The sequence below is a fragment of the Bacillus sp. LQ16 genome (assembly GCF_057784645.1).
In genome coordinates, this window is the sequence record NZ_CM173491.1 from 5,039,948 (window position 1) to 5,066,497 (window position 26,550).

24 protein-coding genes are annotated in these 26,550 nt (G+C 34.6%); 5 read left to right on the forward strand and 19 right to left on the reverse strand.

Annotated elements, in window-relative coordinates; genetic code table 11:
- Nucleotides 1-216: 216 nt before the first annotated feature.
- From cccB to AC3EMB_RS25735, 17 genes are all read right to left on the reverse strand, one after another.
- Nucleotides 217-540: a cytochrome c551 gene (cccB, locus tag AC3EMB_RS25655; RefSeq protein WP_000727975.1), complete on the reverse strand. Its 324-nt coding sequence runs from the start codon at nt 538-540 to the stop codon at nt 217-219.
- 439 nt (nt 541-979) lie between these two features.
- A protein-coding gene (gene prfB / locus AC3EMB_RS25660; RefSeq protein WP_096001455.1) for a peptide chain release factor 2 occupies nt 980-2,078 on the reverse strand; the annotation gives its coding sequence in 2 pieces (ribosomal slippage) (nt 980-2,005 and nt 2,007-2,078; 1,098 coding nt in all).
- 144 nt (nt 2,079-2,222) lie between these two features.
- The gene (gene secA, locus AC3EMB_RS25665) at nt 2,223-4,730 is read right to left on the reverse strand and encodes a preprotein translocase subunit SecA (RefSeq protein WP_078400870.1); all 2,508 of its coding nucleotides are present in this window, start codon (nt 4,728-4,730) and stop codon (nt 2,223-2,225) included.
- 491 nt (nt 4,731-5,221) lie between these two features.
- Nucleotides 5,222-5,749, reverse strand: coding sequence for a hypothetical protein (locus tag AC3EMB_RS25670; RefSeq protein WP_029948375.1), 528 nt, complete (start codon nt 5,747-5,749; stop codon nt 5,222-5,224).
- Nucleotides 5,750-5,790: 41 nt separating this feature from the next.
- Nucleotides 5,791-6,429: an ATP-binding cassette domain-containing protein gene (locus AC3EMB_RS25675; RefSeq protein WP_029443606.1), complete on the reverse strand. Its 639-nt coding sequence runs from the start codon at nt 6,427-6,429 to the stop codon at nt 5,791-5,793.
- A gap of 3 nt (nt 6,430-6,432) precedes the next feature.
- Complete coding sequence (locus tag AC3EMB_RS25680) at nt 6,433-7,188, reverse strand: hypothetical protein (RefSeq protein WP_002094202.1); 756 nt, start codon at nt 7,186-7,188, stop codon at nt 6,433-6,435.
- 71 nt (nt 7,189-7,259) lie between these two features.
- Nucleotides 7,260-7,955, reverse strand: coding sequence for a hypothetical protein (locus AC3EMB_RS25685; protein WP_488517345.1), 696 nt, complete (start codon nt 7,953-7,955; stop codon nt 7,260-7,262).
- The gene (locus tag AC3EMB_RS25690; RefSeq protein ID WP_000120050.1) at nt 7,942-8,730 is read right to left on the reverse strand and encodes a hypothetical protein; all 789 of its coding nucleotides are present in this window, start codon (nt 8,728-8,730) and stop codon (nt 7,942-7,944) included. Before AC3EMB_RS25690 ends, AC3EMB_RS25685 begins: the two co-directional genes overlap by 14 nt.
- A gap of 31 nt (nt 8,731-8,761) precedes the next feature.
- Nucleotides 8,762-9,331 carry a hypothetical protein gene (locus tag AC3EMB_RS25695; protein WP_001211060.1) on the reverse strand — a complete coding sequence of 190 codons (570 nt, stop codon included), beginning with the start codon at nt 9,329-9,331 and terminating at the stop codon, nt 8,762-8,764.
- A gap of 117 nt (nt 9,332-9,448) precedes the next feature.
- Nucleotides 9,449-9,931, reverse strand: a complete 483-nt coding sequence (locus tag AC3EMB_RS25700) for a DUF2712 domain-containing protein (protein WP_000023374.1) — start codon at nt 9,929-9,931, stop codon at nt 9,449-9,451.
- A 271-nt stretch (nt 9,932-10,202) separates the two neighbouring features.
- On the reverse strand, nt 10,203-10,745 hold the full coding sequence (gene hpf, locus AC3EMB_RS25705) for a ribosome hibernation-promoting factor, HPF/YfiA family (protein ID WP_000671193.1): 543 nt from the start codon (nt 10,743-10,745) through the stop codon (nt 10,203-10,205).
- A gap of 323 nt (nt 10,746-11,068) precedes the next feature.
- Nucleotides 11,069-11,266: a cold shock protein CspC gene (gene cspC, locus AC3EMB_RS25710; RefSeq protein ID WP_001990088.1), complete on the reverse strand. Its 198-nt coding sequence runs from the start codon at nt 11,264-11,266 to the stop codon at nt 11,069-11,071.
- Nucleotides 11,267-11,392: 126 nt separating this feature from the next.
- On the reverse strand, nt 11,393-12,097 hold the full coding sequence (locus tag AC3EMB_RS25715) for a ComFC family protein (protein ID WP_090978131.1): 705 nt from the start codon (nt 12,095-12,097) through the stop codon (nt 11,393-11,395).
- A complete protein-coding gene (gene comFA, locus AC3EMB_RS25720; RefSeq protein ID WP_000879410.1) occupies nt 12,097-13,446 on the reverse strand; it encodes an ATP-dependent helicase ComFA in 1,350 nt (449 codons plus the stop codon). Before comFA ends, AC3EMB_RS25715 begins: the two co-directional genes overlap by 1 nt.
- 127 nt (nt 13,447-13,573) lie before the next feature.
- Complete coding sequence (locus AC3EMB_RS25725) at nt 13,574-15,001, reverse strand: C40 family peptidase (protein ID WP_141493236.1); 1,428 nt, start codon at nt 14,999-15,001, stop codon at nt 13,574-13,576.
- 148 nt (nt 15,002-15,149) lie between these two features.
- A complete protein-coding gene (locus AC3EMB_RS25730; RefSeq protein WP_000400857.1) occupies nt 15,150-15,464 on the reverse strand; it encodes a winged helix-turn-helix transcriptional regulator in 315 nt (104 codons plus the stop codon).
- 172 nt (nt 15,465-15,636) lie between these two features.
- Nucleotides 15,637-16,479: a DegV family protein gene (locus AC3EMB_RS25735; protein WP_000684727.1), complete on the reverse strand. Its 843-nt coding sequence runs from the start codon at nt 16,477-16,479 to the stop codon at nt 15,637-15,639.
- 236 nt (nt 16,480-16,715) lie between these two features.
- On the opposite strand from AC3EMB_RS25735, the gene AC3EMB_RS25740 reads away from it, so the two are divergent.
- Nucleotides 16,716-17,351, forward strand: coding sequence for a YigZ family protein (locus AC3EMB_RS25740; protein WP_000926669.1), 636 nt, complete (start codon nt 16,716-16,718; stop codon nt 17,349-17,351).
- 82 nt (nt 17,352-17,433) lie between these two features.
- Complete coding sequence (locus AC3EMB_RS25745) at nt 17,434-18,558, forward strand: LCP family protein (RefSeq protein WP_069356509.1); 1,125 nt, start codon at nt 17,434-17,436, stop codon at nt 18,556-18,558.
- 37 nt (nt 18,559-18,595) lie between these two features.
- Here AC3EMB_RS25745 and wecB read toward each other — a convergent pair whose 3' ends face one another.
- Nucleotides 18,596-19,711, reverse strand: coding sequence for a non-hydrolyzing UDP-N-acetylglucosamine 2-epimerase (wecB, locus tag AC3EMB_RS25750; protein ID WP_000140121.1), 1,116 nt, complete (start codon nt 19,709-19,711; stop codon nt 18,596-18,598).
- Nucleotides 19,712-19,785: 74 nt separating this feature from the next.
- Entirely contained in the window at nt 19,786-21,111 is a 1,326-nt protein-coding gene (locus AC3EMB_RS25755) for a UDP-glucose dehydrogenase family protein (RefSeq protein WP_488517346.1), read from the reverse strand.
- 649 nt (nt 21,112-21,760) lie between these two features.
- On the opposite strand from AC3EMB_RS25755, the gene tagO reads away from it, so the two are divergent.
- The 3 genes from tagO (at nt 21,761) to AC3EMB_RS25770 (ending at nt 26,538) form a co-directional block, all read left to right on the forward strand.
- Nucleotides 21,761-22,834 (forward strand): UDP-N-acetylglucosamine--undecaprenyl-phosphate N-acetylglucosaminephosphotransferase TagO, encoded by a 1,074-nt coding sequence (gene tagO, locus AC3EMB_RS25760; protein WP_000378306.1) that lies wholly within the window; start codon nt 21,761-21,763, stop codon nt 22,832-22,834.
- Between the two features lie 186 nt (nt 22,835-23,020).
- Nucleotides 23,021-23,758, forward strand: coding sequence for a polysaccharide deacetylase family protein (locus tag AC3EMB_RS25765; protein WP_000597153.1), 738 nt, complete (start codon nt 23,021-23,023; stop codon nt 23,756-23,758).
- Between the two features lie 104 nt (nt 23,759-23,862).
- Entirely contained in the window at nt 23,863-26,538 is a 2,676-nt protein-coding gene (locus AC3EMB_RS25770) for a sigma-54-dependent transcriptional regulator (RefSeq protein WP_000820950.1), read from the forward strand.
- Nucleotides 26,539-26,550 lie beyond the last annotated feature (12 nt).

Below are 26,550 nucleotides of genomic sequence, written 5' to 3' on the forward strand. Positions count from 1 at the left end.
CCTTCATTTTCACTTATTCATCCTTGTTGAAGGTAGTTTACTTATGCTTTCTCATAAGCAATACCACTCTATGTAATATATTTCAGCAAAATTCTACAAACCCCATTGTAACATCAAACGGTTTCCAATTTGGATACATTTTTGTTACAGTTATGTTACATTCCAGAAAAAGGAAAACGAGTTGAATATATTATCAACTCGCCCATTTCACCTTTTTTATTTATGTTCTGCTAACCATTCAGATACTTTTTTCGCATCTTCACCTTGAATAAGTCCTGGTGACATTGAACCGCGGCCTTTTTTAATAATCTCTTCGATATCTGCGGCGTCGTACTTACCGCCCACTTTTCTTAAATCAGGTCCAGTTGCCCCTGATAAATCTGTTGCGTGACATCCAGCACAACTTCTTTGGAAAATTTGTTCTGCGCTGTCTGTGCTTGCAGACTGTTTCGAAGACTTACTCTCTTCTTTATTTCCGCATGCTCCTAAAGTAAAAACAACCGATGTCCCTAGCGCAATAGCCAACAATTTCTTTTTCACTTCTATCGCTCCCCATTGTTGATATTCTTTTTATTCCTAACACACTCATTTTCATTATAAGCATTATCTTTATATAGAAAAACTAAGGTGTATTTCATATTCCTCAAAAATACAGTGAGAACCTTGATAAAATAAAGCTTTCATAAGTTGTTTCAATTCTGTGAACAACTTAAAAAACTTCTATAAAGAATCCTTTTTAAAAGGAAAATTAGAAAAGTTCTATATAAATCTTCACCCTATTACCGCTCTATTTTACTATTCTCTACTTTTTACAAAACAATATACAGCATTGTAATCTACATATAATCCCATCAAAAAGAGAAGTTGTCGTTTCCAACTTCTCTTCCTCTTTACTTCATCTATAAAAATAAAATCAAATGCCTTATATCCTCTATATCCTCAGCATGCGCCAACAATTTTGTTGGCTTTTTTTCGCTTATTAGATGCGAGAACGTAAGTAAGCATCAATAAATGGATCAATCTCTCCATCCATAACTGCTTGTACGTTACCAACCTCCGTATTTGTACGGTGGTCTTTTACAAGAGAATACGGGTGGAATACGTAAGAACGGATTTGGCTACCCCATCCGATTTCTTTTTGTTCCCCACGGATTTCATCTAATTGTGCCTGTTGCTCTTCTAGTTTCTTTTGATATAATTTCGCTTTTAACATCTTCATCGCATGCTCACGGTTTTTAATTTGTGAACGCTCTGACTGACACGTTACAACTGTATTTGTCGGTGTATGTGTAATACGAACTGCTGAATCTGTCGTATTTACGTGCTGCCCACCCGCTCCACTTGCGCGGTACGTATCAATTTTTAAATCTTCTGTACGTACTTCGATTTCAACTTCATCATTGAACTCTGGTACAACTTCACAAGATACAAACGATGTATGACGACGACCTGAAGAATCGAATGGTGAAATACGTACAAGACGATGTACACCTTTCTCTGCTTTTAAGTAACCGTAAGCGTTATGACCTTTAATTAATAAAGTTACACTCTTAATACCAGCTTCATCACCTGGTAAATAGTCAACCGTTTCTACTTTAAAACCACGTTTTTCAGCCCAACGTGTATACATACGTAACAACATAGAACCCCAGTCTTGTGACTCAGTCCCACCTGCACCTGGATGTAATTCTAAAATCGCATTATTTTTATCATAAGGATCACTTAATAGTAACTGAAGCTCATACTCATTCATTTCTTGAATTAAGCCTTTTACTTCTGATTCTAATTCCTCATGTAAATCTTCATCATATTCTTCTTTTAAAAGCTCATGCGTTACTTCTAAATTTTCGAACGTCTCATCTAACTGACGGAAACTTCCAACCATGTCTTTTAACGCATTCGCTTCATTAATTACAACTTGTGCGCCTTGTTGGTCATCCCAAAATCCTGCGCCCATCATTTTTTCTTCTAATTCTGCAATTTGGTTCTCCTTAGTAGGGAGGTCAAAGAGACCCCCTAAAAGCCGCTAATCGCTTAGCCATTTTCTCTAATTCCTGTCTAATTTCTACTAATTCCATTTCCTTCACCTCTATGTAATTGCTGTTACTTTCGTATGAAAACAAGGGAAACTCTCTCCACTTATTACGGAGAGAGTTTAATTCTTCTTAATTATACATTTTTGATATAAAAGTTTGCAAAGCAGCCAAAGCTACCGCCCTATATTACTGAACAATACCACAGCAGTTTTTATATTTTTTACCGCTACCACATTTACATAAATCGTTGCGGCCCACTTGGTCACCTTTTACAACTGGCTTTTTCTTCGCTTCTTCGCCATCGCTAGATGGATGAACAGCTTCACCTTGAACAACTTCTTGACGTTCTAAGTTTTGTTCAATTTCAGCTTTCATAATGTAACGAGAAATTTCCTCTTCAATAGAAGCAACCATTGACTCGAACATCGCGAATCCTTCCATTTGGTACTCACGAAGTGGATCAATTTGACCGTAAGCACGTAAATGAATACCTTCACGAAGGTGATCCATCGCATCAATATGCTCTGTCCATTTCGTATCTACAACGCGGAATACAACAACCTTCTCAAACTCACGCATTTGCTCTTCTGGCATAAGCTTTTCTTTGTCATTATAACGCTCTATTAATTTCGCGATGATCGGTTCGCTCATTTCCTCAGGAGCAAGGCGACGTAATTCTTCTTCTTTTATGTCTCCTTCTTGAAGAAGGTTTGTATTTAAGTAGTCAACAAGACCTTTAATGTTCCAATCCTCTTCAATTTCCTCTTGTGTATGAAGCGCAACAGCACGTTCTACTGTAGATTTCATCATACCTTCAATAATGCCACGTAAGTTTTCCGATTCCATTACTTCTTGACGTTGCTTATAAATAACTTCACGTTGCTGACGAAGTACATCATCGTATTGTAATAACTGCTTACGTGCATCATAGTTATTTCCTTCAACACGTTTTTGTGCAGACTCTACCGCACGAGAAACCATTTTACTTTCAATTGGCTGAGAATCATCCATACCAAGACGATCCATCATTGCTTTCATATTATCTGAACCAAATCGGCGCATTAATTCATCTTCCATTGATAAGTAGAACTGCGTCACACCAGGGTCCCCTTGACGACCAGCACGACCACGTAACTGATTATCAATACGACGGCTTTCATGACGTTCTGTACCGATAACTGCTAGACCGAAGATTTTCACATCATCTCCAAGCTTAATATCTGTACCACGACCAGCCATATTCGTTGCAATCGTTACAGCACCTTTCATACCGGCTTCTGCAATGATATCTGCTTCACGCGCATGGTTTTTCGCATTTAAAATGTTATGACGTACACCTTTACGTGTTAACATTTTTGAAATAAGCTCTGAAGTTTCAATTGCAACTGTACCTACAAGAACAGGTTGCCCTTGTTTATGACGATTTACAATATCCTCAACAACAGCATTGAACTTACCTTCCATTGATTTAAAGATTAAATCAGCACGATCATCACGAATAATCGGTTTGTTTGTTGGAATTACAATAACGTTCATATTGTAAATGTTACGGAATTCCTCTTCCTCTGTTTTCGCTGTACCAGTCATACCAGATAATTTTTCATACATACGGAAGTAGTTCTGGAATGTAATTGTCGCAAGCGTCATACTCTCATTTTGAATTTCTACACCTTCTTTTGCTTCAATCGCTTGGTGTAATCCTTCGCTATAACGACGACCTTTCATAAGACGACCAGTAAATTGGTCTACAATTACGATTTCGCCTTCTTGTACAACATAATCTGTATCACGGTGCATAACAACGTGTGCACGAAGCGCCTGATTAATATGGTGAAGAAGTGCTACATGTTTTAAATCGAATAAGTTTTCAATATGGAAAGCTTTCTCTGCTTTCGTAATACCATCTTCTGTTAACATTACATTTTTCGTTTTCACATCAAATGAATACTCTTTTTCATTTTCTAACGTACGAACGAATGCATTTGCAAACATGTATAGCTCTGTTGATTTTTGAGCTTGTCCCGAAATAATAAGCGGCGTACGCGCTTCATCGACTAAAATAGAATCGACTTCATCGATAATAGCAAAGTGAAGTGGACGTTGAACGCACTGCTCTTTATATAAAACCATGTTGTCACGTAAGTAATCGAATCCAAGCTCATTATTTGTGCTATACGTAATATCAGCAGCATAAGCCTCTTGTTTCTCTTCGCGTGACATATGGTTTAAGTTAATTCCTACCGTTAAGCCAAGGAACTCATGAAGTTGTCCCATTTCGTTCGCATCACGTTGTGCTAAGTATTCATTGACTGTAACAACGTGAACACCTTTTCCTGTTAAAGCATTTAAATATACAGGTAATGTAGATGTTAACGTTTTACCTTCACCCGTTTTCATCTCAGAAATATTCCCTTCATGTAAGGCAATACCACCCATTAACTGTACGCCATATGGACGCATTCCAAGAACACGAGTTGCCGCTTCGCGAACAACTGCAAAAGCTTCAGGTAGTAGATCATCTACTGTTTCACCTTTTGTTAGACGTTCTTTAAATTCAAGCGTCTTTCCTTTTAATTGTTCATCAGTTAGTGGCTTAATAGATGACTCTAATGCATCAATTTGCTCAACTGTCTTTTGCATACGTTTAATTTGGCGTTGGTTTACATCAAACACCTTTTTTAAAATACCGATCATAGGAAATACGCTCCTCTTTTATTAAAATAAAACTTCCGATTGTTTTTCTTTTTCTCTATTACAATCAGTCGTTGTAAAAATCAAATGTATGTTATGCCAATTTTTCTCCTAATTAAAAAAACTAAAATGTATATACCTAATGATAATTGTAACACTTGTCTTATAACTATGACAACAATCGGCCGAATGTCAGGCCTTATATTCAAAAAAGTTTTCATTTCATTTGTTCCAACAAACTAATATGTCTTTTCTCTATCCCTCTATTGCAAATTCCGTATTAAATATCCCACTTTAAAAGAGGATAATCGAAGGAAATCTATTAGTTTTAAATGAACAATTACAAAAAGTCGGAAATTCCGCAGGTGCAGCATCCATAGATACTTACACCTGCGAAACAACTCCGACTTTAAACGATACTGTTATGTTGCAAGATCTACTCAACCACAGCAAAAAACACCCTTAAAATATATCTGGATCAATCACGAATTTTATTAATTTATTGGTATTTCTAATTCATGATATTTCCCTTTCTTATCCTTCATAAAAGAAATAAATTTCACCTTAGTTGATTCATTTGAAAAGTTTTTATAATTTTTATAAGGGTCATCTCCTATAAAATAATTTGTCCCTATATATCCTCGTACTGTTTTACCAGCAGGTATTACAGGATCAAACTGATATTGTTTAGGTAACTCCATTGCATACGGAATTACATTATAAAACTCGCCTATTTTAGAATAAAACAATGTATCGGAAATAGACTCATTACTAAGCAAGTTAATATCCCGATTTGTTGTATTTGTAATATTTAAAGGTAAAACATACGTCACTACTTCACGGTCTTCATAAGGATCATAAACTTTTGTAGGATCAAGAGGATCAAGAGCATGAAACGTAACTCCTTGTCCATCTTCAAAAGTTCTATTAGATAAAAATTCATCTTTTACCACTTTATAAGATTCATTATTTAGATTTAATGTTTTAAATCTAAATAAACTAGCAAATATACATAGCAACAGACACAATCCAATGATTATTAAGACATGATTTCTTGTCACTCTTAATCTACCAACTTTCCATTATTAACATGTACAATGCGATCTACTATACCATTATCCAGGACATGCACATCATGACTAGCTACTATAATAGTCGTTCCTTTAGATTTTTCTACTTCCAAAATATCTAAAACATCTTTTATCCCATCACTATCTAAAGCATTAGTTGGCTCGTCTAATAACAATAATTTTGGTTGTTCCATTAAAGCTTGCGCTATCCCTAAACGTTGTTTCATACCTAAAGAGTATCTTTTATACTTTCTCTTATCTGTTTTATCAAGTCCAACCCTCTGAATAATATTATAAATTTCCTCATCAGAAATTTTATTATTAATCGATGATAAAAATTTCAAGTTCTGAAAACCAGTATACGCTGGAATAAAACTTGGATATTCAATCAATATCCCCATAGAATCAGGGAATTGCCTTTGTTTTCCAATTATTTCATTGTCTACATAAACAACTCCAGAATTCAAACGCATTAACCCTGATATAGCGCGTAAAATCATCGTTTTACCAGAGCCATTATGCCCCTTCAAAACTAAAAATTCGCCTTTTTTTACTGACAAATTAATATTATCTAACACAATATTTCCTTTTAATCTTTTCGTCATACATTCACATTTAATATAATTGTCCATAAATTATTCACCTATCACATCTAGTTTTTTAAAACAAAAACTACCTAATAAAATCATTACAACAACAATTACTACCCCTATTAGGAGTAAATCATTCCATTGAATAGATTGATTATTACCTAAAGTCAATTGAATTGAACTGTGATCAACAAAATACCAACGATTTGGCATAACAAAAGAGCCTAAAAAATAAATACTATGAAAGAAAATAGACAAAAACAGGTACAACAACATTAGTACAAAAACAATAGTTATTGGTATATAAAACGTTAAAAACTCAAAAATCAAAGCTAATAAAAAGCTTATAATTATTTGAATTAGCATAGTACCTAATATTTTATAAGAAAATTGACTATATAAAGAACTCTCGCCAAAAGTAAGCAAATAGTACACCGTAAACCAAATAAAATACATAACAACCCAAATACAAACTATGTAAAAAAACAAAGATAGCATTTTCGTTAACCACAGAAAATGCTTCTTCTTAACACGAGGAAATAAATAAACACCATTCTGTTGAATATCTGAAAAAGCAAAATTCCCTACAAGCAACAAAGGAGTGATTTGAAAGAATATCCAATAAAAAGGAATAGAAAATCGCCCCTCCTTATAAAAATAAGATAAATCCACAAAGTCTACTCCATGAAAAAATCGATAAAAGGTAACATCTACTAATACAGATTCTTTACCATTACTAAGAGGCTGATTGTATAAAAAAGCAATTGCAATAATAGCGTAAATTAAGAATAAAAAAGCCATTATCTTGCTGGAATCTCGAAACCTTACATGTAAATCTCTTTTTAACAAATTATATAAGATCATAATGTAAACTAGATCACCTCTGTCTCATCATTCATAGAAATATAACTTTTTTTAGATAAAATCCATACACTTATAAAAAAGATAAAAAAACAGCCAAATAAGCGTATAAATAAACCAGTAGCATCTTCAAACACATTTATATAAAAAGCATTTGTAAATAAAAATCCATGTAATATAAATCTATCTAATAAAACAGCAGTAATCATACATATTATTACAAGTAAACTAGGTAAAAATAATTGCAATAAAGCACTTATCATACATATAAAAACACTCGCAAATAATTGGATGCAAAATAATAATGGATAATTTACATCAACACTAGTTACAGCCATCCTATTTGACATCAAAAACAACTGTAAAATCATACTCCCAGCAAAAAAGGAAACAAAAACGAATAACTTTATATAATATATGGAAACTAATTTCAATACATTATTCACTCTGTAAACAACATAAATACTAAAAAAATTCGACATAGAATATACAGAAAAAACAATTATTAAAGGAATAAATATAGTCGACAAATTATAAAACGACATAACCTTATACAAAGTTTCCAATTCGTTCATTTTCTCTTTTACAATGCCCTGTTCAAAATAATTGAACAAGCAACCAATGATACTAAGATTAAGTAAAAAGAGAATACTTACCCCAACATATTTCATCCTTATAGTTTCTTTCATTACATTATAAAAGAACATGCTTCCTACTCCCCCGTAAATAAAGAACTACAGAACAAAACCAAATACATAACAGGACACTAAGAAAAATTTGCAATTCAAAAAAGCCGAAATCTTTAATTAAATAATCTTTAGGATTGAGAATCCCTTTTCCAATACCAAGCCAAAAAATATGTAAAACAAATGGAACTAAATAAATAAAATAAACTCGTTTTATAAAAAACGAAATTGATAAAGCCAAACTCGAAAAAACCGCACCGTATAAACTATTTAAAAATACATACATTAGAAAATATAAAGTAGGATACTCATAATAAACCGTATTAAATTGAGCTGTTGGTGAAACAGTAGCCGCCATATAATTTAATATCGGATGCGGAGCAACTGTCGGATAAGTCATCGCATATAAATAAAAATGAAATAGTAAAGGGACACTTATAATAAAAAAAGATACTATAAAATTAATACAATAAAGTAATCTAAAATAATGACGCGTTCCCATCTTAGAAATGACAGGATAAATAAATCCATAATTTTTATCAATTCTATAAATCCCAGCTACAGCCATTGCAGAAATCATAGGAAATATAAGTAGATAAAATTCACTATAAAATGGTAATCTATTAAAATGTAAAATGTTAGATAAATATGGAGATACCTTTATAATCCCAGCATCATTAAATCCTTTCGTTGTTACACACATAGCAATATATTGAGCAATGACAATTACTAACATAATAAATACAGACAACCAAAACATCCTACCTTTTAAAATCCTTCCTAAAAAGTAACTCATCTACAACTCCTCCATAAAGCATTAATGAAATTTAAATCTTTTTTAATATGAACAGTTGATCCGCAACACCATAACATTTATTTTCTTTATTTAACCAAATGTAACGAAAAGAAACATTTGCTCTCTCTCCTTCAAATTTAGGAAACTCAACTTCATACTGATAAACATCATTTGTACCTTTTCTTTTTACACTCTTAACTTCTTGTTTCCACTGAATTATTTTTCCATCAATTTGTTCAATCCGTCCCAAAAGATACGTTGGTTTTTTCTTATTCGTCACACCCGTTAAAAAAACATAATAATTTTCTGGTATAACTCCTGACTTTAATTTTTTATTTGAAAGCTTATCCTCTATTAAGCTATCATTTCTTTCTATTTGACCTTGAAAGAAATCATGACCATTTTCACTTTTTAAAAACACTTGTTCAACAATAGTATTTTTCTTAATTTCTTGTAACTGAATACTTTTCAAATTATCTTTTTCCGTTAAAGTATCTTCAATATTTACAATCGGTTCATCTACTTTCTTTTGACAAGAAACTAAGAAACTAATACTCAATATAAAAAAACAAACTAAAATATATCTTGAGATAAACCTCATTACAACTCCTCCTATTTTAAAAATGAAATAGCAGGAAAAGCCGTATAATCAAGACTCGGAACTATACGACTTTTTCTAGTACTACACAATAAATAATTTCAATTTATAATTTCTAAATCAATATTCAGTGTAAGGTCCACTCGGTCTTACACTATCAGGACTCCAAGCAGTAGGATAAGCATTATTTTCTCTAGAATAACCACCAAATCTCACAGGTACATTTTTTCCATAGTTTTCATATGCGTAATTTTGGAAAAGATACGTTTTACCTGGTTTCACCGTTCCTTCATGCTTACCCGACTCACCTGAAACATTTACCCAATCTCTATTACCTTTACCTTTATTTTTATCAGCTTCTGTCCAAACGTTAAAAGAACCACCGCCCTTCTCACTACTCTTTACACGCATATACATAGAAGTAGGTGTCTCTTTAGGACGTGCATTAGTAAAATCATATGCATTCCAAAGTCTAAAGGTAAATTCTACATGATCATCCTTTGTATCAGCCTTAGCAGGTTCGGTTAAAGCAAAAGTACTAGCTAAAATACCTAACGATAAAACAGATCCAAACATAAAACGACTTTTTTTCTTAATGCTCACTAAAAGCACCTCCGATAATTTGTAGCATTATATCGATTTTATTTTTTTACTAAAGAAACAAATTAAATCTATATAATGCGATTTAAAGATAACAAAAGCAAAATACACTATCAATTGATTCCAGAAAACTTAATATTTTATTTACAATTATAAAATATTGTTAAATTAAACAAAATTAGTATACTCCTAACAAGTACATACTTATGGAGATAATCACATTCAAAATCTCAGTACAAAAAAGCGCAGCCATTTCGGCTGCGCTTTTGAATTATTATTTAGTTTCGATTAAACCGTATTTCCCATCTTTACGGCCATATACAACATTAGTTTCATTTGTATCAGCATTTGTGAAGACGAAGAAATTATGTCCTAGCATATCCATTTGTAGGATCGCTTCTTCAACGTCCATCGGTTTTAAATCGAATCGTTTTGTACGTACAAGTTCTAATTCATCCTCTTCTACCGCATCCAGAACAGCTACTGCTTCTGGAAGGATAAAGTTCGTTTTCACAGAACCTTTCTCACGTAACTTACGATTTACCTTTGTTTTATGTTTACGAATTTGTCGCTCAAGTTTATCAACTACTAAATCGATAGCAGCGTACATATCGCTATTAGTTTCTTCTGCACGAAGTAATAAATCAGTAAATGGTATTGTTACCTCGACACGTTGCTTGTCAGAGTATACTTTTAAATTAACTTTAATCTCTGGGAATGTATCAAAATAACGCTCTAACTTACTTAGTTTTTTCTCTACATATTCCTTTAATGCTGGAGTTACTTCAATATTTTCACCACGAATGTTGAATTTCATAGATGAATTCCTCCTTTCAAGCCTATGTACTATAATTTCGACACTGGCTTAAAAACTCCTTCTAACTTTTTTTAAAAAATTAGTGGAATTGCGATTTTTTTATCGTTTTTTGTTGAAATGAAAAGATGCATCGTTTCTATCTTTATTTTATCCTATTAACATCGTGAATAACGAATGTAACTGTGGACAATTCGTTACAGAAAAGAAACAACTTTTTGACAACTTACCCTATAACAAAAAACCCCTTGCGAAAAACAAGAGGTTCTACTACATATATATAACGTTGCCACAAACGCAGCTTTCTCTTCCCAAAACAATATCCCCTACAGTTTCACAACATTAGCTGCTTGTGGTCCACGTGCTCCATCTACAATGTCAAACTCTACTTGTTGCCCTTCTTCTAATGACTTATACCCATCTTGTTGAATAGCAGAAAAATGGACAAATACATCGTCACCATCTTCACGCTCAATAAACCCAAATCCCTTTTCTGCATTGAACCATTTCACTCTTCCTTGCATGTTCATTCCATTCCCTTCACTCTAAAAATCAGGGCATTCGCCCCATATTTTGACTATAACGAATGACAACATATGAAGTCAAAGAAGACTTATCGCCTTTTTATTATCCCTTTCGACACTGCCATATTAACTTCTACAAAGTGTCAAACTAGATACTTCCCTTGCCCCTCTTTCATATAACAAACTTCCGATTTGCCTAACTGTAATTCCAGTCGTATACACATCATCAACGAGTAAAATATGTTGCCCAGAAAACATCTCTTCTCCCTGAAAATAAAAAGGATTGCTTCCTGACACCCTTTCTTTACGTGTCTTCTTACTTTGCTTTTCTGTTTCCCTTCTTCTTAATGATGGATAAGAAATTTTGACAGGTAAACAAGTTGCTAATAACTCAGCTTGATTAAAACCACGTTCAACTGCCCTTTCCTTACTAAGCGGAACAGCGATAACGGTTGAAACATTAGCAAAATACTTTTGAAATAAACTTCGAAAAGGACGATAAAAAATGCGCACTAACTCTGCATCCCCCCGAAACTTAAACTGCGCTACTATTTCTTTCATCTCATCATCATACATATATAACGAACGGTTTTTAAAAGAACGATACTTCGCCTCTTTCATCCACCTTAGACAATCTATACAAATACCGTCTTCTTGAAATGAGGCAGGAACATATTCTAAAGGCCGCCCACACTCCATGCAAATTTCTCCTATAATATAGGAAAGTTTCTGCTCACATCTATCACATATATATTTTCTATGACACTTTACAAAAAAATTGTACCAACTAACCGTTTCTACAAAACACTCATCACAAAGTAAACAATGCATTAATCGATCAATCCTTGTTCTTTCGCATTTTTATTCATACCTTGAATATGTTTTTTCGCGCGCACCATCGCCTCTGTCTTACCATAGTGAAAATAAACGACCTCTCCATACGGTGCTTCAAAGCTCCGCCCTGCTCGGCCCGCAATTTGTACGAGTGCACTTTCTGAGAATATTTCTTCTTCCGCCCCTAAAACCGCTACTTGCAAATTTTTTACTGTTACGCCTCGCTCTAAAATTGTCGTTGTAACTAATAATGGGATTTCTCCTTTTCTGAAAGCCGCTACTTTTTCTTTTCTACCCGGATCTTCTGCATGTACACCTTCAATTCGCTTGTTTAATGACTTTAACAACAGGCTTATCTCTTCTATATATCGCACATGGGGAACAAATAAAAAAATAGGATATTTTTTATTTAAGTACGTTTGTAACCACTGTAGTAAAACTCGAGGAATTCTTTTATGAATGAGGCTTTTTTTCCAATTCCCGCACCAACAAAATAAAGGAACTGGCAAAGGATGACGGTGATATCGTCCAGAAACAATAACACCTTTTTGTTCACCTCTTCTAAATTTTCGCTTCCACGTTTCATCTGGAGTCGCAGTTAAATAAATACGCGCCGCTCTTTCTTTCATCGCTTGTTTTACCGCGTACTGTAACATTTGATCTGCACAATATGGAAAAGCATCTATCTCATCTACAACCATGACATGAAACGCCCTATAATAACGCAATAATTGATGCGTAGTTGCAACGACTAGTACTGCATCTTTTTCTTTATCCACACTCCCTCCATATAAAGCCGCTACCTTTATATATGGAAATACTTCCTGTAATCTCGGTGCTAATTCCAGAACAACATCCGTTCTCGGCGTTGCGATACAAACTCTTTCTCCTTTTTGAAGCGCTTCGTTAATACCGTAAAACAACATCTCTGTTTTCCCAGCCCCGCATACAGCCCAAATAAAAAATGATTCTTTTCGCTTAATAGCCTCTATAACTCCTTGCGCCGCCAAATTCTGACCAGTAGACAACGTTCCGCTCCACCGTAGCAAGTTTAAATTCTTTTCTCTCTTTCTTTCAGCAATCCCGCGAACAAGTAAAGCACATTCACTTACCCTCCCCATCGTTATACACTTCCGGCAATATGTGCACACTTTACTGCATCTTTTACATAAAAACGACGCAAATAGCCGCTGTTCTATATTTCCACAGCGCTGACATACATATTTAGAAGCCTTCTTTTTTACACCCTGTACACAGACGACCTCTCCCTTCTTTTTCAAATCATTTAATTCCCTCTGTAAATCTGAAGAAAGTTCGTCTAATAGCAACTGTTTCCCCGCTAGCATCGACAATCACCTCCAGCACTACTATAAACCCTTCTTCAAATCCCGTAAAAACTCAAAAAAGTCGATAACCTACTTATAAAATAGTAAGCTATCGACTTTATACACGTTTTTTATTCTTTTATAAATCCTAGAATCGACCGTAACCTAAGAAATGTTTTTGGTTATATGAGCTGTTAATATCACCGTACGCAATTCCTTTATCACTAGCATGAATCATTTGGCCATTACCAACGTAAATACCGATGTGAGATGGACCTGCTTTATAAGTACCTTGGAAGAATACTAAGTCTCCTGGTTGTGGGCTACCTACTTTAGAAACTGAGTTCCAGTAACCTGCAACGTCTTGACGACCTACACCAAAAATGTAAGAAATGAATCCACTACAATCAAAACCACCGTTTGATGGAGATGCACTTCCCCAAACATATGGTAAACCTAAGTAGCTTTGCGCTTTACCAATTACGCCACCCACATTTGGAGCTGGCTTTTTCTCTTCTTGTTTAGGTGCTTCTTTCTTAGGCTCTTCTTTTTTTGGTTCCTCTTTTTTAGGTTCTTCTTTTTTAGGCTCTTCTTTTTGAGCTTGTCCACCATTGTTTGCTGGTGCAGCTTGCTCTGCAGGTGCTTGTGCTGACTGAGCTTGCGCAGCTTTAGCAGCTTGCTCTGCTTGTTTTTGAGCAGCAGCTTCTTGTGCAGCTTTTGCTTGTGCTTCTTCTTCTGCAATGCGTTGTAATTGTAACGCTTGTTTCTCAAGCTCTTTCAATTGACCTTCCGTACTTGTCATTGAAGTTACAACTGTATCCATTTTACCGCTTAAATCGTTTACCGCTGTTGCTTTTTTCTCTTTTTCAGCGTCAAGTTCTTTCTTAGCAGTTTCAATTTGAGCTTGTGCTTCTTTTAATTCTTTTTGTTTCTCTTTTACCGTTGCAACATCTTTTTTCACACTAGCTTGGTCTTCTTGTTGTGTTTTCATGATATCTTCATCAGACTCAAGAATTTTAGAAACAGAAGTTAAACGATCAACTAAATCTGCAACGTTTTTAGAGTTTACAAGAACTTCTGTTACAACGTTCGTATTTGGCTGTTCTTGAAGTGCAACTAAACGCTTTCTTAATAACTCTTCACGTTTTGCAATCTTCGTTTGTAATTCTGCAATATCTTTATTTTTCTTTTCAATTAATTGCTCAGTATCAGAAACTTTTTTCGTTGTTTCATCAAGCTTTGCAGCATTCTCTTGAACAGACTTATCTAAACCTTGAATTGTTTTGTTTAAGTCATTCATTTGTTTTTGTAATTCATCACGTTCTTGTTGTTGTTTATGTAAAGTGTCATTTTGTGTATTAATTTGTGATTTCACGTCAGAAATTTTATCTTCTGCAAATACATTTGGTGTTAGCCCTGAAAACATTAACCCTGCAACTAATGCGCAAGATGCCATTTTTAGCTTTTTCATTTTATTTTTTACACCGCTTTCTTTTTTCTTTTTCCGTATATAACCTATAAAATTTATACCATAATTCGGGATTTTTTTTGCTAATGTTACGTTTTTGTAAAACAAATGTAATATTATATGTAGCTCTAGCGCAAAATTCGTATATTTTTGTATGTGTGTGTAGAAATTTGCATACTTTTCTTACTTCTATAAACAAAGAAAAAACGTAAGGAATCCCTTACGTTTTATTAAATATACGAATACAAATGAAATGCTACTTCATCCATTTCTCAGCCCAATTTTGGACCTCATCCATAACACTTTCTAACGCTTTTCCCTTGTCAGTTAAGCCATACTCGATTCGAACTGGTACTTCTGGATAGACATTACGAACTACAATGCCCTCGCTTTCCAATTCCTTCAAACGCTCTGACAACATACGATCGCTCATATTTGGGATAATATCTGCGATTTCTCTAAAACGTTTCGACTCTTCAAGCAAAGATTTAATAATTAAGCCAGTCCACTTCTTACTAAGCAGAGTAAAAGCTGACTCAAACTTTGGACATAAACAAGAATTATGCTCCATATGTTTCACCTCTCTTCTATTATAATATAGTTTCTTGTAAAAAGTAAGTTATAAAACTTTCCTCATTATTTTATTTTACGTACATTTTACCATTTCCAAATATTAACTTGTCAACTAAACGTAACATACCCGTAAAAAAACCCTCTTAAAAAGAGAGCTTTTTATATCTTTATTACTTCGTATACCATCCAAGACCTAATGCACCTTCACCTAAGTGCGTACCAATTACAGCTCCAAAATAACCTGTACGAATTGTGACGTGAGGATATTTTGCTTCTAATTCTTTCTTCCATTCATTCGCTTCCTCTTCACGTTGCGCATGAATGATAACTGCTTCCATAGGTACACCTTTACTTGCTTGCTCATCAAAAATTTCAATGATACGTTTTAATGCTTTTTTACGTGTACGAATCTTTTCAAACGGAATAATGATTTTATCTCTAAAATATAAAACTGGTTTCACTTGTAACAGACTGCCGATGAAAGCTTGCGCGCTATTTAATCGACCACCACGTTGTAAATGATGTAAATCATCAACTACAAAATAGGCGTCCATCGTTTTCTTCATTTCATCAAAACGAGCAATAATCTCTTTTGGACTCTTTCCTTCACTTGCTAACCTTGCACCTTCACGCACATAAAATCCTTGTACTTCACAACTAATTTCAGAGTCATACGTGTATACATCAATACCCTCTACCATCTGTCCAGCTGTCGTTGATGTTTGATATGTACCACTAATTCCACTTGATAGGTGAATACTAATAACTGCATCATAATCTTTAGCTAGTTCTTCATATAGCTCAACAAACTTTCCGATTGCTGGTTGAGAAGTTTTTGGAAGTTCCTCTTGTTCACGTACTTTCACATAAAAATCATCTGCTGAAATTTCAGCTTCTTCTTGATAAGATTCTGTTCCAAACACAACGTTTAATGGAATCATATATATATTGAGTTCATCACGGATTTGCTTCGGTATATATGCTGTACTATCAGTAACAATAGCTATTTTCATTTTCGTACCTACCTTATAAAAAGTTTTATTTCCTAATTTTACACGAAAACTACAAATGGTGCATCCATACAGGGAAATGCCGGTTGAAATTATACTCACCATCTCGACAAATTACAACAAAAAGATAAAATACTCACCAAAAACTTCAGCCTATTTAGAAAAAATGTTTGAATATAAAAAGGCTCGCTTTTAAAATGGAAAGTACTAGTCATTTTGATAGATAGGGGCGTATACAAGTGCTATTACAATATTTAACAATCAAAGACTACGGCGAACACGAAATCGTCATTCAAAAATCAAGATTTATTTGTTATATTAGCCGAGCAACGACTGAGGAAGAGGCTCAAGAATTTATACAAAAAATAAAAAAACAGCATTGGAATGCAACACATAATTGTTCCGCTTATTTAATTGGCGAACAAGATCATATTCAAAAAGCAAATGATGACGGCGAGCCTAGCGGTACAGCTGGCGTACCAATGCTAGAAGTACTAAAAAAACGTGGGCTAAAAGATACCGTCGTTGTCGTAACACGCTATTTTGGTGGCATTAAACTTGGCGCAGGTGGATTAATTCGTGCATATGGAAAGTGTACAAGCGAAGGCATTAATCATGTCGGTGTTGTCCAGCGAAAACTAATGCGTGTGATGCAAACCGAGATTGATTACACATTACTTGGCAAAGTGGAAAATGAATTACGCAATTCAAAATATGCCATTAAAGATATACATTATCTAGAAAATGTCACATTTGATACGTATGTAGAAGAAGACGGCAAACAAGCATTTACAGATTGGATGATTGAATTAACAAACGGGAAATGTACAATTACAGAAGGAGATATGTTGTACTTAGAACAAGATGTTATCTAAGCATAACTCTTTTATCACCTTCAAAGATTAATGTAGTGAATTACTTCCCTACAAATGAACTAACGAACTAAGGAGATTATATATGGAAGAACGTTATTATCATCTCCAAAATAGCAGAATAAAAAAGAAGCGAAGAAGGAAACTTTTCTTCTTCCTTATTTTCGCATTTTTATTTGGCAGTATAGGAGTTTATGTGTTAAATTCTTACTCTTCTCTTATGGGGATGTATAGTGGTTTTACTCGTGAAAAATCGGATTTAAGAAACAAAGATGTAGAAATTACAAAGGAACCTTTTACAATTCTCATTATGGGTATAGAAGATTATGCGACAGACGGTCAAAATGGTCGTACAGACTCATTAATGTTTGCAACAGTCAATCCGAAAACTCAAAAGATTTCACTTATGAGTATTCCTCGTGATTCTCGAGTTAAAATTGTTGGTAAAAATAAGGAAGACAAAATTAACGCTGCCCATGCTTACGGCGGAGAAGAAATGGCAATCAAAACTGTCGAAGGCTTTCTAAAAGTTCCTGTAGACCATTATCTTAAAATTGATTTCCAAGGCTTTAAAGGTATCGTTGATGCTGTCGGCGGCGTTACGGTTGACGTACCCTTCGATTTCTGGGAACGCTCTGACGTAGATTACTACAAAAAAATTCAATTTAAGCAAGGACAGCAAAACTTAAACGGTGAAGAAGCACTTGCTTACGTCCGTATGCGAAAGCAAGATCCAAATGGCGATTATGGTCGAGCTGCTAGACAAAGACAATTACTAGCCGCTGTTGCTCATAAACTAAACTCCACCTCTACTGTATTTAAAATTAAAGATTTAACAGCTGTCGTTGGAAAATATATAAAAACCGACATTCCTATTTCAGACGGACTTGCTCTTTACAATAAACTTTCTGGATTTGATCCTTCTACAATGCAAACGTTAAAGCTTGAAGGCGAAGACAAAAAGATAGGCGGTATTTATTACTTCCTTCCAGATCCAATCAGTGTAGAAACGGTGCGTAACGAAATTGAAAAAGAATTAGGGGAAAAAGCAAAAAATCCAACTACAAAAAACAACTCAAATCCTGATTCAAATTCAAGTTCTAATTCTAACGAACAAGCAAAAAAAGAAACAAACCAAAATAAAACACCAACTGATCCGCCACCTTCTACAAATGCTCATGCAGAGTGGATTATGCGCAATCAGCCGTAACAAAAAGGCCCAATCTATCCGATTGGGCCTTTTTTATTTACTTATTAAAGTGTTGTAAAATCGCTTCTACAATGCGCTCTGATGCACGACCATCACCGTAAGGGTTAGATGCTTTCGCCATCTTATCATGAGCTTCTTTATCTGATAACAACTCATCTGCAAGACCAAAGATTGTCTCTTCGTCTGTTCCTGCTAATTTCAGCGTACCTGCTTCAATACCTTCAGGGCGCTCTGTTGTATCACGAAGAACAAGAACTGGTACCCCAAGTGATGGAGCTTCTTCTTGTACACCACCAGAATCCGTTAACATTAAGTATGAACGAGCTGCAACATTGTGGAAATCAATTACATCTAGCGGCTCAATTAAATGAATACGATTATGTTCACCTAAAATTTCATTTGCTATTTCACGAACAACAGGGTTCATATGAACAGGGTACACAACTTGTACATCTTCATGCTTATCAACAAGACGCTTAATTGCACGGAACATATTACGCATAGGTTCACCTAAGTTTTCACGACGGTGAGCTGTCATAAGTACAAGACGATCATTTCCAAGTTTCTCTAGTACAGGATGACTATATGTTTCTTTTACAGTCGTTTGCAGCGCGTCAATCGCTGTATTTCCTGTGATGAAAATACGTGACTCATCTTTATTTTCCTTCTGTAAGTTCGTTGCTGATTTTGCTGTTGGTGAGAAATGAAGATCCGCCATTACACCTGTTAATTGACGATTCATCTCTTCTGGGTATGGAGAATACTTATCCCACGTACGAAGGCCCGCCTCAACATGACCTACTGGAATTTGATTATAAAAAGCAGCTAAGCTTGCAATAAATGTTGTTGTTGTATCACCATGTACAAGTACAATATCCGGCTTCGCTTCTTTCATTACTTTATCCAAACCTTCTAAACCGCGTGTTGTAACATCAATTAAAGTTTGGCGGTCTTTCATGATATTTAAATCGAAATCTGGCGTAATTCCAAAGATATTTAATACTTGATCTAACATTTGGCGATGCTGTGCTGTTACAGTCACAATCGATTCAATTTTTTCTGGGTGTTTTTGCAACTCTAATACAAGAGGTGCCATTTTAATTGCTTCTGGACGTGTCCCGAAAATTGTCATTACTTTTAAACGTTCAGTCATGTGATTGCCTCTTTTCTTTCACTAATTACAGCTTCTATTATGACATATAAAAATATGCATGAGTACATCCCTTTTTAACGCATAACAGAAACTTTTCTATTACAAATACTTTTTCTGCCCACCGAGTAATAATCTATCTTTTGTTTCTTAACATCTTCATCAGTATAACAATTTCTCCCATCGAATAAAATAGGCTCTCTCATAAGTTGTACGTACTTTTCTAATGGGTACACTCGAATAGCTTCCCATTCTGTTACGATAAAAACCGCACTCGCATCTCTAATCGATTCATCTATACATCTACTATATTGTATAGCATCTCCAAATATATTTTTCACATATTGAATTGCTTTTGGGTCGTACAGAACAATTTCTGCACCTATATTAAGTAATGCTTCTATTATAATAAGAGATGATGCCTCTCTAATATCATCCGTATTCGGTTTAAATGACGCGCCAAGAACTGCAATCCGCTTTTTATTCATGTTCATAACTTTTTTCGCTTTTTCAATCAATAGCAGCTGTTGCTTATTATTTACTTCAATGACCGCTTTTAACAAACGAAAATCATGAGCAACATTTCCCGCAATTTGCACCAGTGCTTTCGTATCTTTCGGGAAACACGATCCCCCGTATCCAATGCCCGCATTTAAAAAAGATGCACCAATTCTCTTATCCATTCCCATCCCTTTGGCAACATCCAATACATTTGCGCCTACCTTCTCACATATATTTGAAATTTCATTAATGAAACTAATCTTTGTAGCTAAAAAGGCATTCGATGCGTATTTAATCATCTCTGCACTTTTAATATCTGTAACATACGTTTCTAAGCATAATTGGCTATACAAACTCTCTACTCTTCTTGCTACTTCCTCACTATCCGCTCCAATTACAATACGATCTCCATGAAAGAAATCATAAATACCTGAACCTTCACGCAAAAACTCTGGATTCGATACGATATGTACTGTATGCCTCCCTTTTAAATTCCCCTCAATCCATCCCTTCATTACATCATTTGTACCTACTGGAACTGTACTTTTCGTAACAACAATAATATCGTTCTTCGCATATAATCCAATATCTTTACAAGCACTCTGAATATACGTTAAATCCGCCGTCCCATCTAATAAAGATGGTGTTCCAACTGCAATAAATATAAACTCTACATCATCAAATGCCTCTTCTTTATTTGATGTAAAAATTAAAGCATTATTCTTATATGCATGATTTATTAATTCATGTAATCTAACCTCATAAATAGGTAAATCCCCTTGTTTTATTCGTTTAATTTTTTCATCATCTATATCAAAACATGTAACTGAATGCCCCAACTTTGCCAATCCTACTCCTGTAATCAATCCAACATATCCAGTACCTATTATCGTAATTTTCATTTCCTTTTCGCACAGGAATTTACAATAGAAAAGATATGAAATACAGAATTCTCCCTGTGCTCCCCCCTCTCACATTAAAAATGAGAAAACCCTTTTCCTTCTTCATTATATGAATTACTCCCCTTATTTTTTTTAAAGTTTTTGTAAAATTAAATGCACTATAATATAAAGTGAAACTTTAATCAGTGGGGCTTTTACGGGCAGTTGATCCCCACCTAACTTCTTTGCTTCGCTGAATTTTGAGATGGGGGTCTTACTGCCCGTTAATGCGGGATAAAGTGAAACTTTAATTAGTAGGAATGGGGCTACTAGTTGACGCGAGATAAATTCCCACATTTTAACATGAAACTTACTCATTTCTACGTGTAACACTTATAATACTGAACTAAAAGTATTCACTATCGAAGAAAAAAAGGAAATGTCATATTCCAAAGTCCAGTACGATTAACCTTCTCATATGATGCAACATTCTATATACAATTGTCATATATTCTATCCGCTTCCATTAACCGTAAAGAGAAAAAAAGATTGAATTCTAATCTTTTTGTGATACCATATGTTATGAGCCTGTAAATAAACATCATAATTTTCAGATAAATATATTTTCAAAAAAAAAAAATTACGTTAGAATATAAAGGGTGGGGTATTAATGGACTCACAAGTGATTTATGCCATTTTGGCATCTTTCATCACTGTACTCGTCGTTACTCCTTTAGTTATTAAATTAGCTTTTAAAATAGGAGCGACAGATAAGCCAAACGCACGTAAAGTGCACCAAAAGATTATGCCACGTCTTGGCGGGTTAGCAATATTTATTGGTGTAGCTGTAGGATTTGTTGTCGGCGGCTTATATGAGCAAAGAATGTTATCGATAACACTAGGTGCGATTATCATTGTAATCATCGGAATTTTAGATGATATGTACGAGTTATCTGCGAAAGTAAAATTCGGTGGACAACTGTTAGTTGCCATTATGATTGTAAAAAGTGGATTATTAGTGCAAGTATTATATATCCCATTCCTTGGGGATACTGAACTTGGATGGCTTGCTTATCCAATTACAGTATTTTGGCTTGTAGGTATTACGAATGCAATCAACTTAATTGACGGCTTAGATGGATTATCTGCTGGTATTTCATCTATCGTACTTGCAACGCTAGCATATATGGCCTTCACTAGCCCATGGGGTACTGGAACAGCTATTATCTTGCCACTCGCATTAATTATATTAGCAAGTACAATTGGATTTTTATTCTTCAACTTCCATCCAGCAAAAATTTTCATGGGAGATACAGGAGCACTATTTTTAGGATACTGTATTTCTGTTATATCGTTACTTGGATTATACAAAAGTGTAACGTTATTCAGTTTTATCGTTCCAATTATCATTTTAGGTGTACCTATATTTGATACGATATTTGCAATCATCCGTCGTATCGTAAATAAAAAACCTATTTCAGCACCAGATAAATCGCATTTACATCACCGCTTACTTGCAATGGGATTCTCTCATCGTAAAACGGTACTAATTATATACGCATTCGGTATTTTCTTTAGTGTAAATGCCATTATTTTCACTAGTGCAACGTTATGGTTATCCATTATTCTTCTTTTCGCTTTGATTTTCTTCACAGAAATCATTGCTGAAATAATCGGGCTTGTACATGAACGTTACAAACCACTTATTTCCTTTTATAAAAAAGTGAAAAAACGCGAAGACTAATTGTAGTATAGCCTTTACCATTATGAAATATTCAAATAGCATCCTTTAGGATGCTATTTTTTATTCCTTATTTTATATTTCCAAAATATAGATTGTTTGAGAGTTCCTCTATTGGAGAAAGATATACATAATAAGAAAAGTATCAAGTTTTTTTACATCTTGATTGTCAAACTGAGGGTGAATGTTATGATTAAGCGAGTATTTCAATGTATTATTTTATTCTTAACAATTACTACGTACGCATCATCTAATACTGAAGCAACAACCGTTATTCCTGCTGAACATCATCCAAATACTGAAACAACTTCTCCTACACAAAAAATTGCGTACTTAACATTTGATGACGGACCAAACAAATATACGACGCAAATTTTAAACATCTTAAAAGAAAAGAATGGAAAAGCAACTTTCTTTGTTATTGGCGGAAAAGTGCCGCATTACAGAAAAACGATGCAACGATTAATTAAAGAAGGACATTATATCGGGCTCCATAGCATGTCACATGATGTAAAACGCCTTTACACTGGTGACCCTTCCACTTTAATTGCAGAAATGGAACAAACACAAAGTATTGTCCAGCAAGTTACGAAATTAAATACACATCTCGTTCGCGTTCCATATGGTAGTATGCCTTACTTAAAAAAGAATTACCGTGACGCACTTGTATCAGCCCAGTATAAAATGTGGGATTGGACGATTGATACTTATGACTGGAAAAGCTATGATAATCCTTCTGCCATACTCGAAAGAGTGCGTAATCAAAGTGATGAACAAGTCGAAGTTATTTTAATGCATGATTCGAGTGTGACCGTACAAATACTGCCAAAAGTAATTGATTATTTACAGTCACAAGGATACAAACTTCTTCCCTATAATCCATCTTCTCATCTCGAGGTAAATTTTTGGAAAGACACAAGATTGTAACAGCTTTAGTACTTCTAGACTAAAGCTGTTTTATTTTTCTCTTCCCACCCTTCCCATTTTTGTGTAAAATTTTAAATAGTGATGAAGTTTCGAGGTGAATGGAAATGAAACGAATAGATCTCATTTTTAATGCAATACAAGAAGGAAATTATACAGAAGGTGTAACCGCATCAGAACTCGCTACATTTCTACAACTAGATCGCGCCAATGTAAGTAGCGACTTAAACAAACTTGTAAAAGATAAACGGTTATTAAAAACAAATACGCGACCTGTTCGTTTTTACATAGAAACGAACACTTCGTTGGAAACGCATTCAAAAGACATAACTTCATTAGATACATTTGCAATTGAAAATACGAGCCTTAAAATCGCAATTGAAAAAGCGAAAGCTTCTATTCTCTACCCTCCAAACGGTATGCATACTTTACTACTGGGAGAAACAGGGGTCGGAAAGTCTATGTTTGCTTCTTTAATGCACGAATATGCAATTGAAGTTGAACAGCTTCCCAAAAATGCACCATTTATCGTCTTTAACTGTGCTGATTACGCAAACAATCCACAACTACTACTTGGACAGTTATTTGGGATTAAAAAAGGAGCTTACACAGGAGCAAGTGATCAAAAAGGGTTAATTGAAAAAGCACATGAAGGAATTCTTTTCTTAGATGAAGTACATCGCCTACCTCCAGAGGGACAAGAAATGCTTTTCACCTTTATTGACCGCGGAGTGTACCGCCGCCTTGGAGAAACAGAGAACGAACGTAAAGCACAAGTATTAATCATTACTGCAACAACAGAAGAACCAAATTCCTTTTTATTAAAAACATTTACAAGACGTATACCGATGACTGTTACGCTGCCACCACTTCGTGAGCGTACACATAAAGAGCGCTTTGCTTTACTACAGCTATTTTTCACAAATGAAGCAATTCGTCTGCGAAAAGACATTCACGTTAGCCCAAATGCAATGCGTGCTTTCGTCTTTTACAATTGTCCCAATAACATTGGTCAATTAAAAACAGATGTTCAAATTGCCTGTGCGAAAGCCTATTCTGATTTGGTCACAAAGAAACGTGATTCTGTCTATGTTTCAAGTACAGATTTACCTTGGTATATGAAAGAAGGGTTGTTCATTGAAAGGAAGAGCCGTCACTTATACCAAATACCAAATGAAACATTTGTATTTACAGGTGAGGAAGGTTGGAGTAATCATAAAACAGAAGATGAAAAACGCTCTTCTATTTACGATTATATTGACTATAAATACGAAGAACTTCAAGCACGTGGTATTGAAGAGGAAGAATTAGAATTACTAATAGAAAATGATGTTCAAAGCTTTTTCGTACAATATTTTAACCAAATATCAAAAAAAACAAGCCATGAAAATGTTTTTAAAATTGTGGATCGTAATATCGTTTCCGTATGTGAAAAAATAGCGGAACTTGCTGAAAAGCATTTATCTAAGACGTTTGATGAAAAAGTATTTCTCGCTTTAAGTTTACATGTACAGACAACTCTACAACGTTTACAAAGCGGAAAACAAATACATCACCCACAATTAAATCAAATTCGTACGAAATATAAAGAAGCTTTTTCCGTAGCTATGCAATGCATTCAACTACTGGAGGAAGAATTACAAATAACAATGCCTATTGATGAAGCTGGCTTTTTAACAATGTTCTTCGTTGTTGATCCAATTCCTGCCTCACAAACAGAAGTAAAAGTATTAATATTAGCACACGGTAATGGCATCGCAACTGAAATGGCAAACGTTGCAAACGAACTTCTCGGCATTGAGGAAGTAACCGGTATTGATATGCCGTTACACGAATCACCGAAAGATTTCTTGGAACGTGTGAAAGTGTATATGAAAACACTACAAAATGTAAATGGGCTTCTCTTACTTGTCGATATGGGGTCACTTGCTTATATCGGTGACATATTAGAAACGGAGTTCAAAATCCCTGTACGTGTTCTCTCGATGACGAGCACACCACATGCACTAGAAGCAGCTCGAAAAGCTCAGCTCGGTTATTCATTAGATGCGCTGTATGAAACAGTAAAAAATTTAACACCATTTTACTTAAACGTACAAGAAGAAAAGAAAAAACCTCTCTCTCCAATGAAATCTGTTATTTTAACAGCTTGTTTAACTGGTGAAGGAAGTGCTTTAGCTATTCAAAAAATGTTAGAGAACTATTTACGATTTGATAAAGACTTAATTGAAATTATTCCGATTAGTATCGTCCATGAAAAAGATTTAACGAAAATGATCGAGAACATAAAAAAAGAGCGTAACATCATTTGTATCGTCACGAATTTCGATGTGCAAGTGCCGTGCTTAACATATCATTTCCAAGACATCGTAAACTACACAGCGATTCAGCCCATTCAAGAATTAATTACGTATGAAGAAACATATGCAAAAATGGCGGATATTCTTGAACAACAAATGCAACGTAACGATGGGGCATTACTGATCAAAACAATTCGTTACGCATTAAATACAATCCAAGAATTAATTTCCTTACAGCTAACTCCTGATAGCTTAATGGGTGTTATTCTGCATATGAGCTGTATGGTTGACCGTCTCCAAAAAGGAGAAAGCCTTCTCCCTCATCCTGATAAGGAGAAAAGGAGACAAGATGAATACTGGATGTATATGAAAGTAAAAAAAGCATTGCAACCAATTGAAAATACATTTGAAATACAAATACCAGATGACGAAGTATTTTACGTTATGGACTTCTTTATTAAAAATCAACCTGTGAAAAATTAATCGAGGCAGTTT

What these genes read in the sequence shown, in the direction of transcription:
- secA (WP_078400870.1), bottom strand. Translation starts at nt 4,730, where the DNA reads ATGATCGGTATTTTAAAAAAGGTGTTTGATGTAAACCAACGCCAAATT.
- AC3EMB_RS25675 (WP_029443606.1), bottom strand. Translation starts at nt 6,429, where the DNA reads ATGGACAATTATATTAAATGTGAATGTATGACGAAAAGATTAAAAGGA.
- AC3EMB_RS25680 (WP_002094202.1), bottom strand. Translation starts at nt 7,188, where the DNA reads ATGGCTTTTTTATTCTTAATTTACGCTATTATTGCAATTGCTTTTTTA.
- AC3EMB_RS25685 (WP_488517345.1), bottom strand. Translation starts at nt 7,955, where the DNA reads ATGTTCTTTTATAATGTAATGAAAGAAACTATAAGGATGAAATATGTT.
- AC3EMB_RS25690 (WP_000120050.1), bottom strand. Translation starts at nt 8,730, where the DNA reads ATGAGTTACTTTTTAGGAAGGATTTTAAAAGGTAGGATGTTTTGGTTG.
- AC3EMB_RS25695 (WP_001211060.1), bottom strand. Translation starts at nt 9,331, where the DNA reads ATGAGGTTTATCTCAAGATATATTTTAGTTTGTTTTTTTATATTGAGT.
- hpf (WP_000671193.1), bottom strand. Translation starts at nt 10,745, where the DNA reads ATGAAATTCAACATTCGTGGTGAAAATATTGAAGTAACTCCAGCATTA.
- cspC (WP_001990088.1), bottom strand. Translation starts at nt 11,266, where the DNA reads ATGCAAGGAAGAGTGAAATGGTTCAATGCAGAAAAGGGATTTGGGTTT.
- AC3EMB_RS25715 (WP_090978131.1), bottom strand. Translation starts at nt 12,097, where the DNA reads ATGCATTGTTTACTTTGTGATGAGTGTTTTGTAGAAACGGTTAGTTGG.
- comFA (WP_000879410.1), bottom strand. Translation starts at nt 13,446, where the DNA reads ATGCTAGCGGGGAAACAGTTGCTATTAGACGAACTTTCTTCAGATTTA.
- AC3EMB_RS25730 (WP_000400857.1), bottom strand. Translation starts at nt 15,464, where the DNA reads ATGGAGCATAATTCTTGTTTATGTCCAAAGTTTGAGTCAGCTTTTACT.
- AC3EMB_RS25735 (WP_000684727.1), bottom strand. Translation starts at nt 16,479, where the DNA reads ATGAAAATAGCTATTGTTACTGATAGTACAGCATATATACCGAAGCAA.
- AC3EMB_RS25745 (WP_069356509.1), top strand. Translation starts at nt 17,434, where the DNA reads ATGGAAGAACGTTATTATCATCTCCAAAATAGCAGAATAAAAAAGAAG.
- wecB (WP_000140121.1), bottom strand. Translation starts at nt 19,711, where the DNA reads ATGACTGAACGTTTAAAAGTAATGACAATTTTCGGGACACGTCCAGAA.
- AC3EMB_RS25755 (WP_488517346.1), bottom strand. Translation starts at nt 21,111, where the DNA reads ATGAAAATTACGATAATAGGTACTGGATATGTTGGATTGATTACAGGA.
- tagO (WP_000378306.1), top strand. Translation starts at nt 21,761, where the DNA reads ATGGACTCACAAGTGATTTATGCCATTTTGGCATCTTTCATCACTGTA.
- AC3EMB_RS25765 (WP_000597153.1), top strand. Translation starts at nt 23,021, where the DNA reads ATGATTAAGCGAGTATTTCAATGTATTATTTTATTCTTAACAATTACT.
- AC3EMB_RS25770 (WP_000820950.1), top strand. Translation starts at nt 23,863, where the DNA reads ATGAAACGAATAGATCTCATTTTTAATGCAATACAAGAAGGAAATTAT.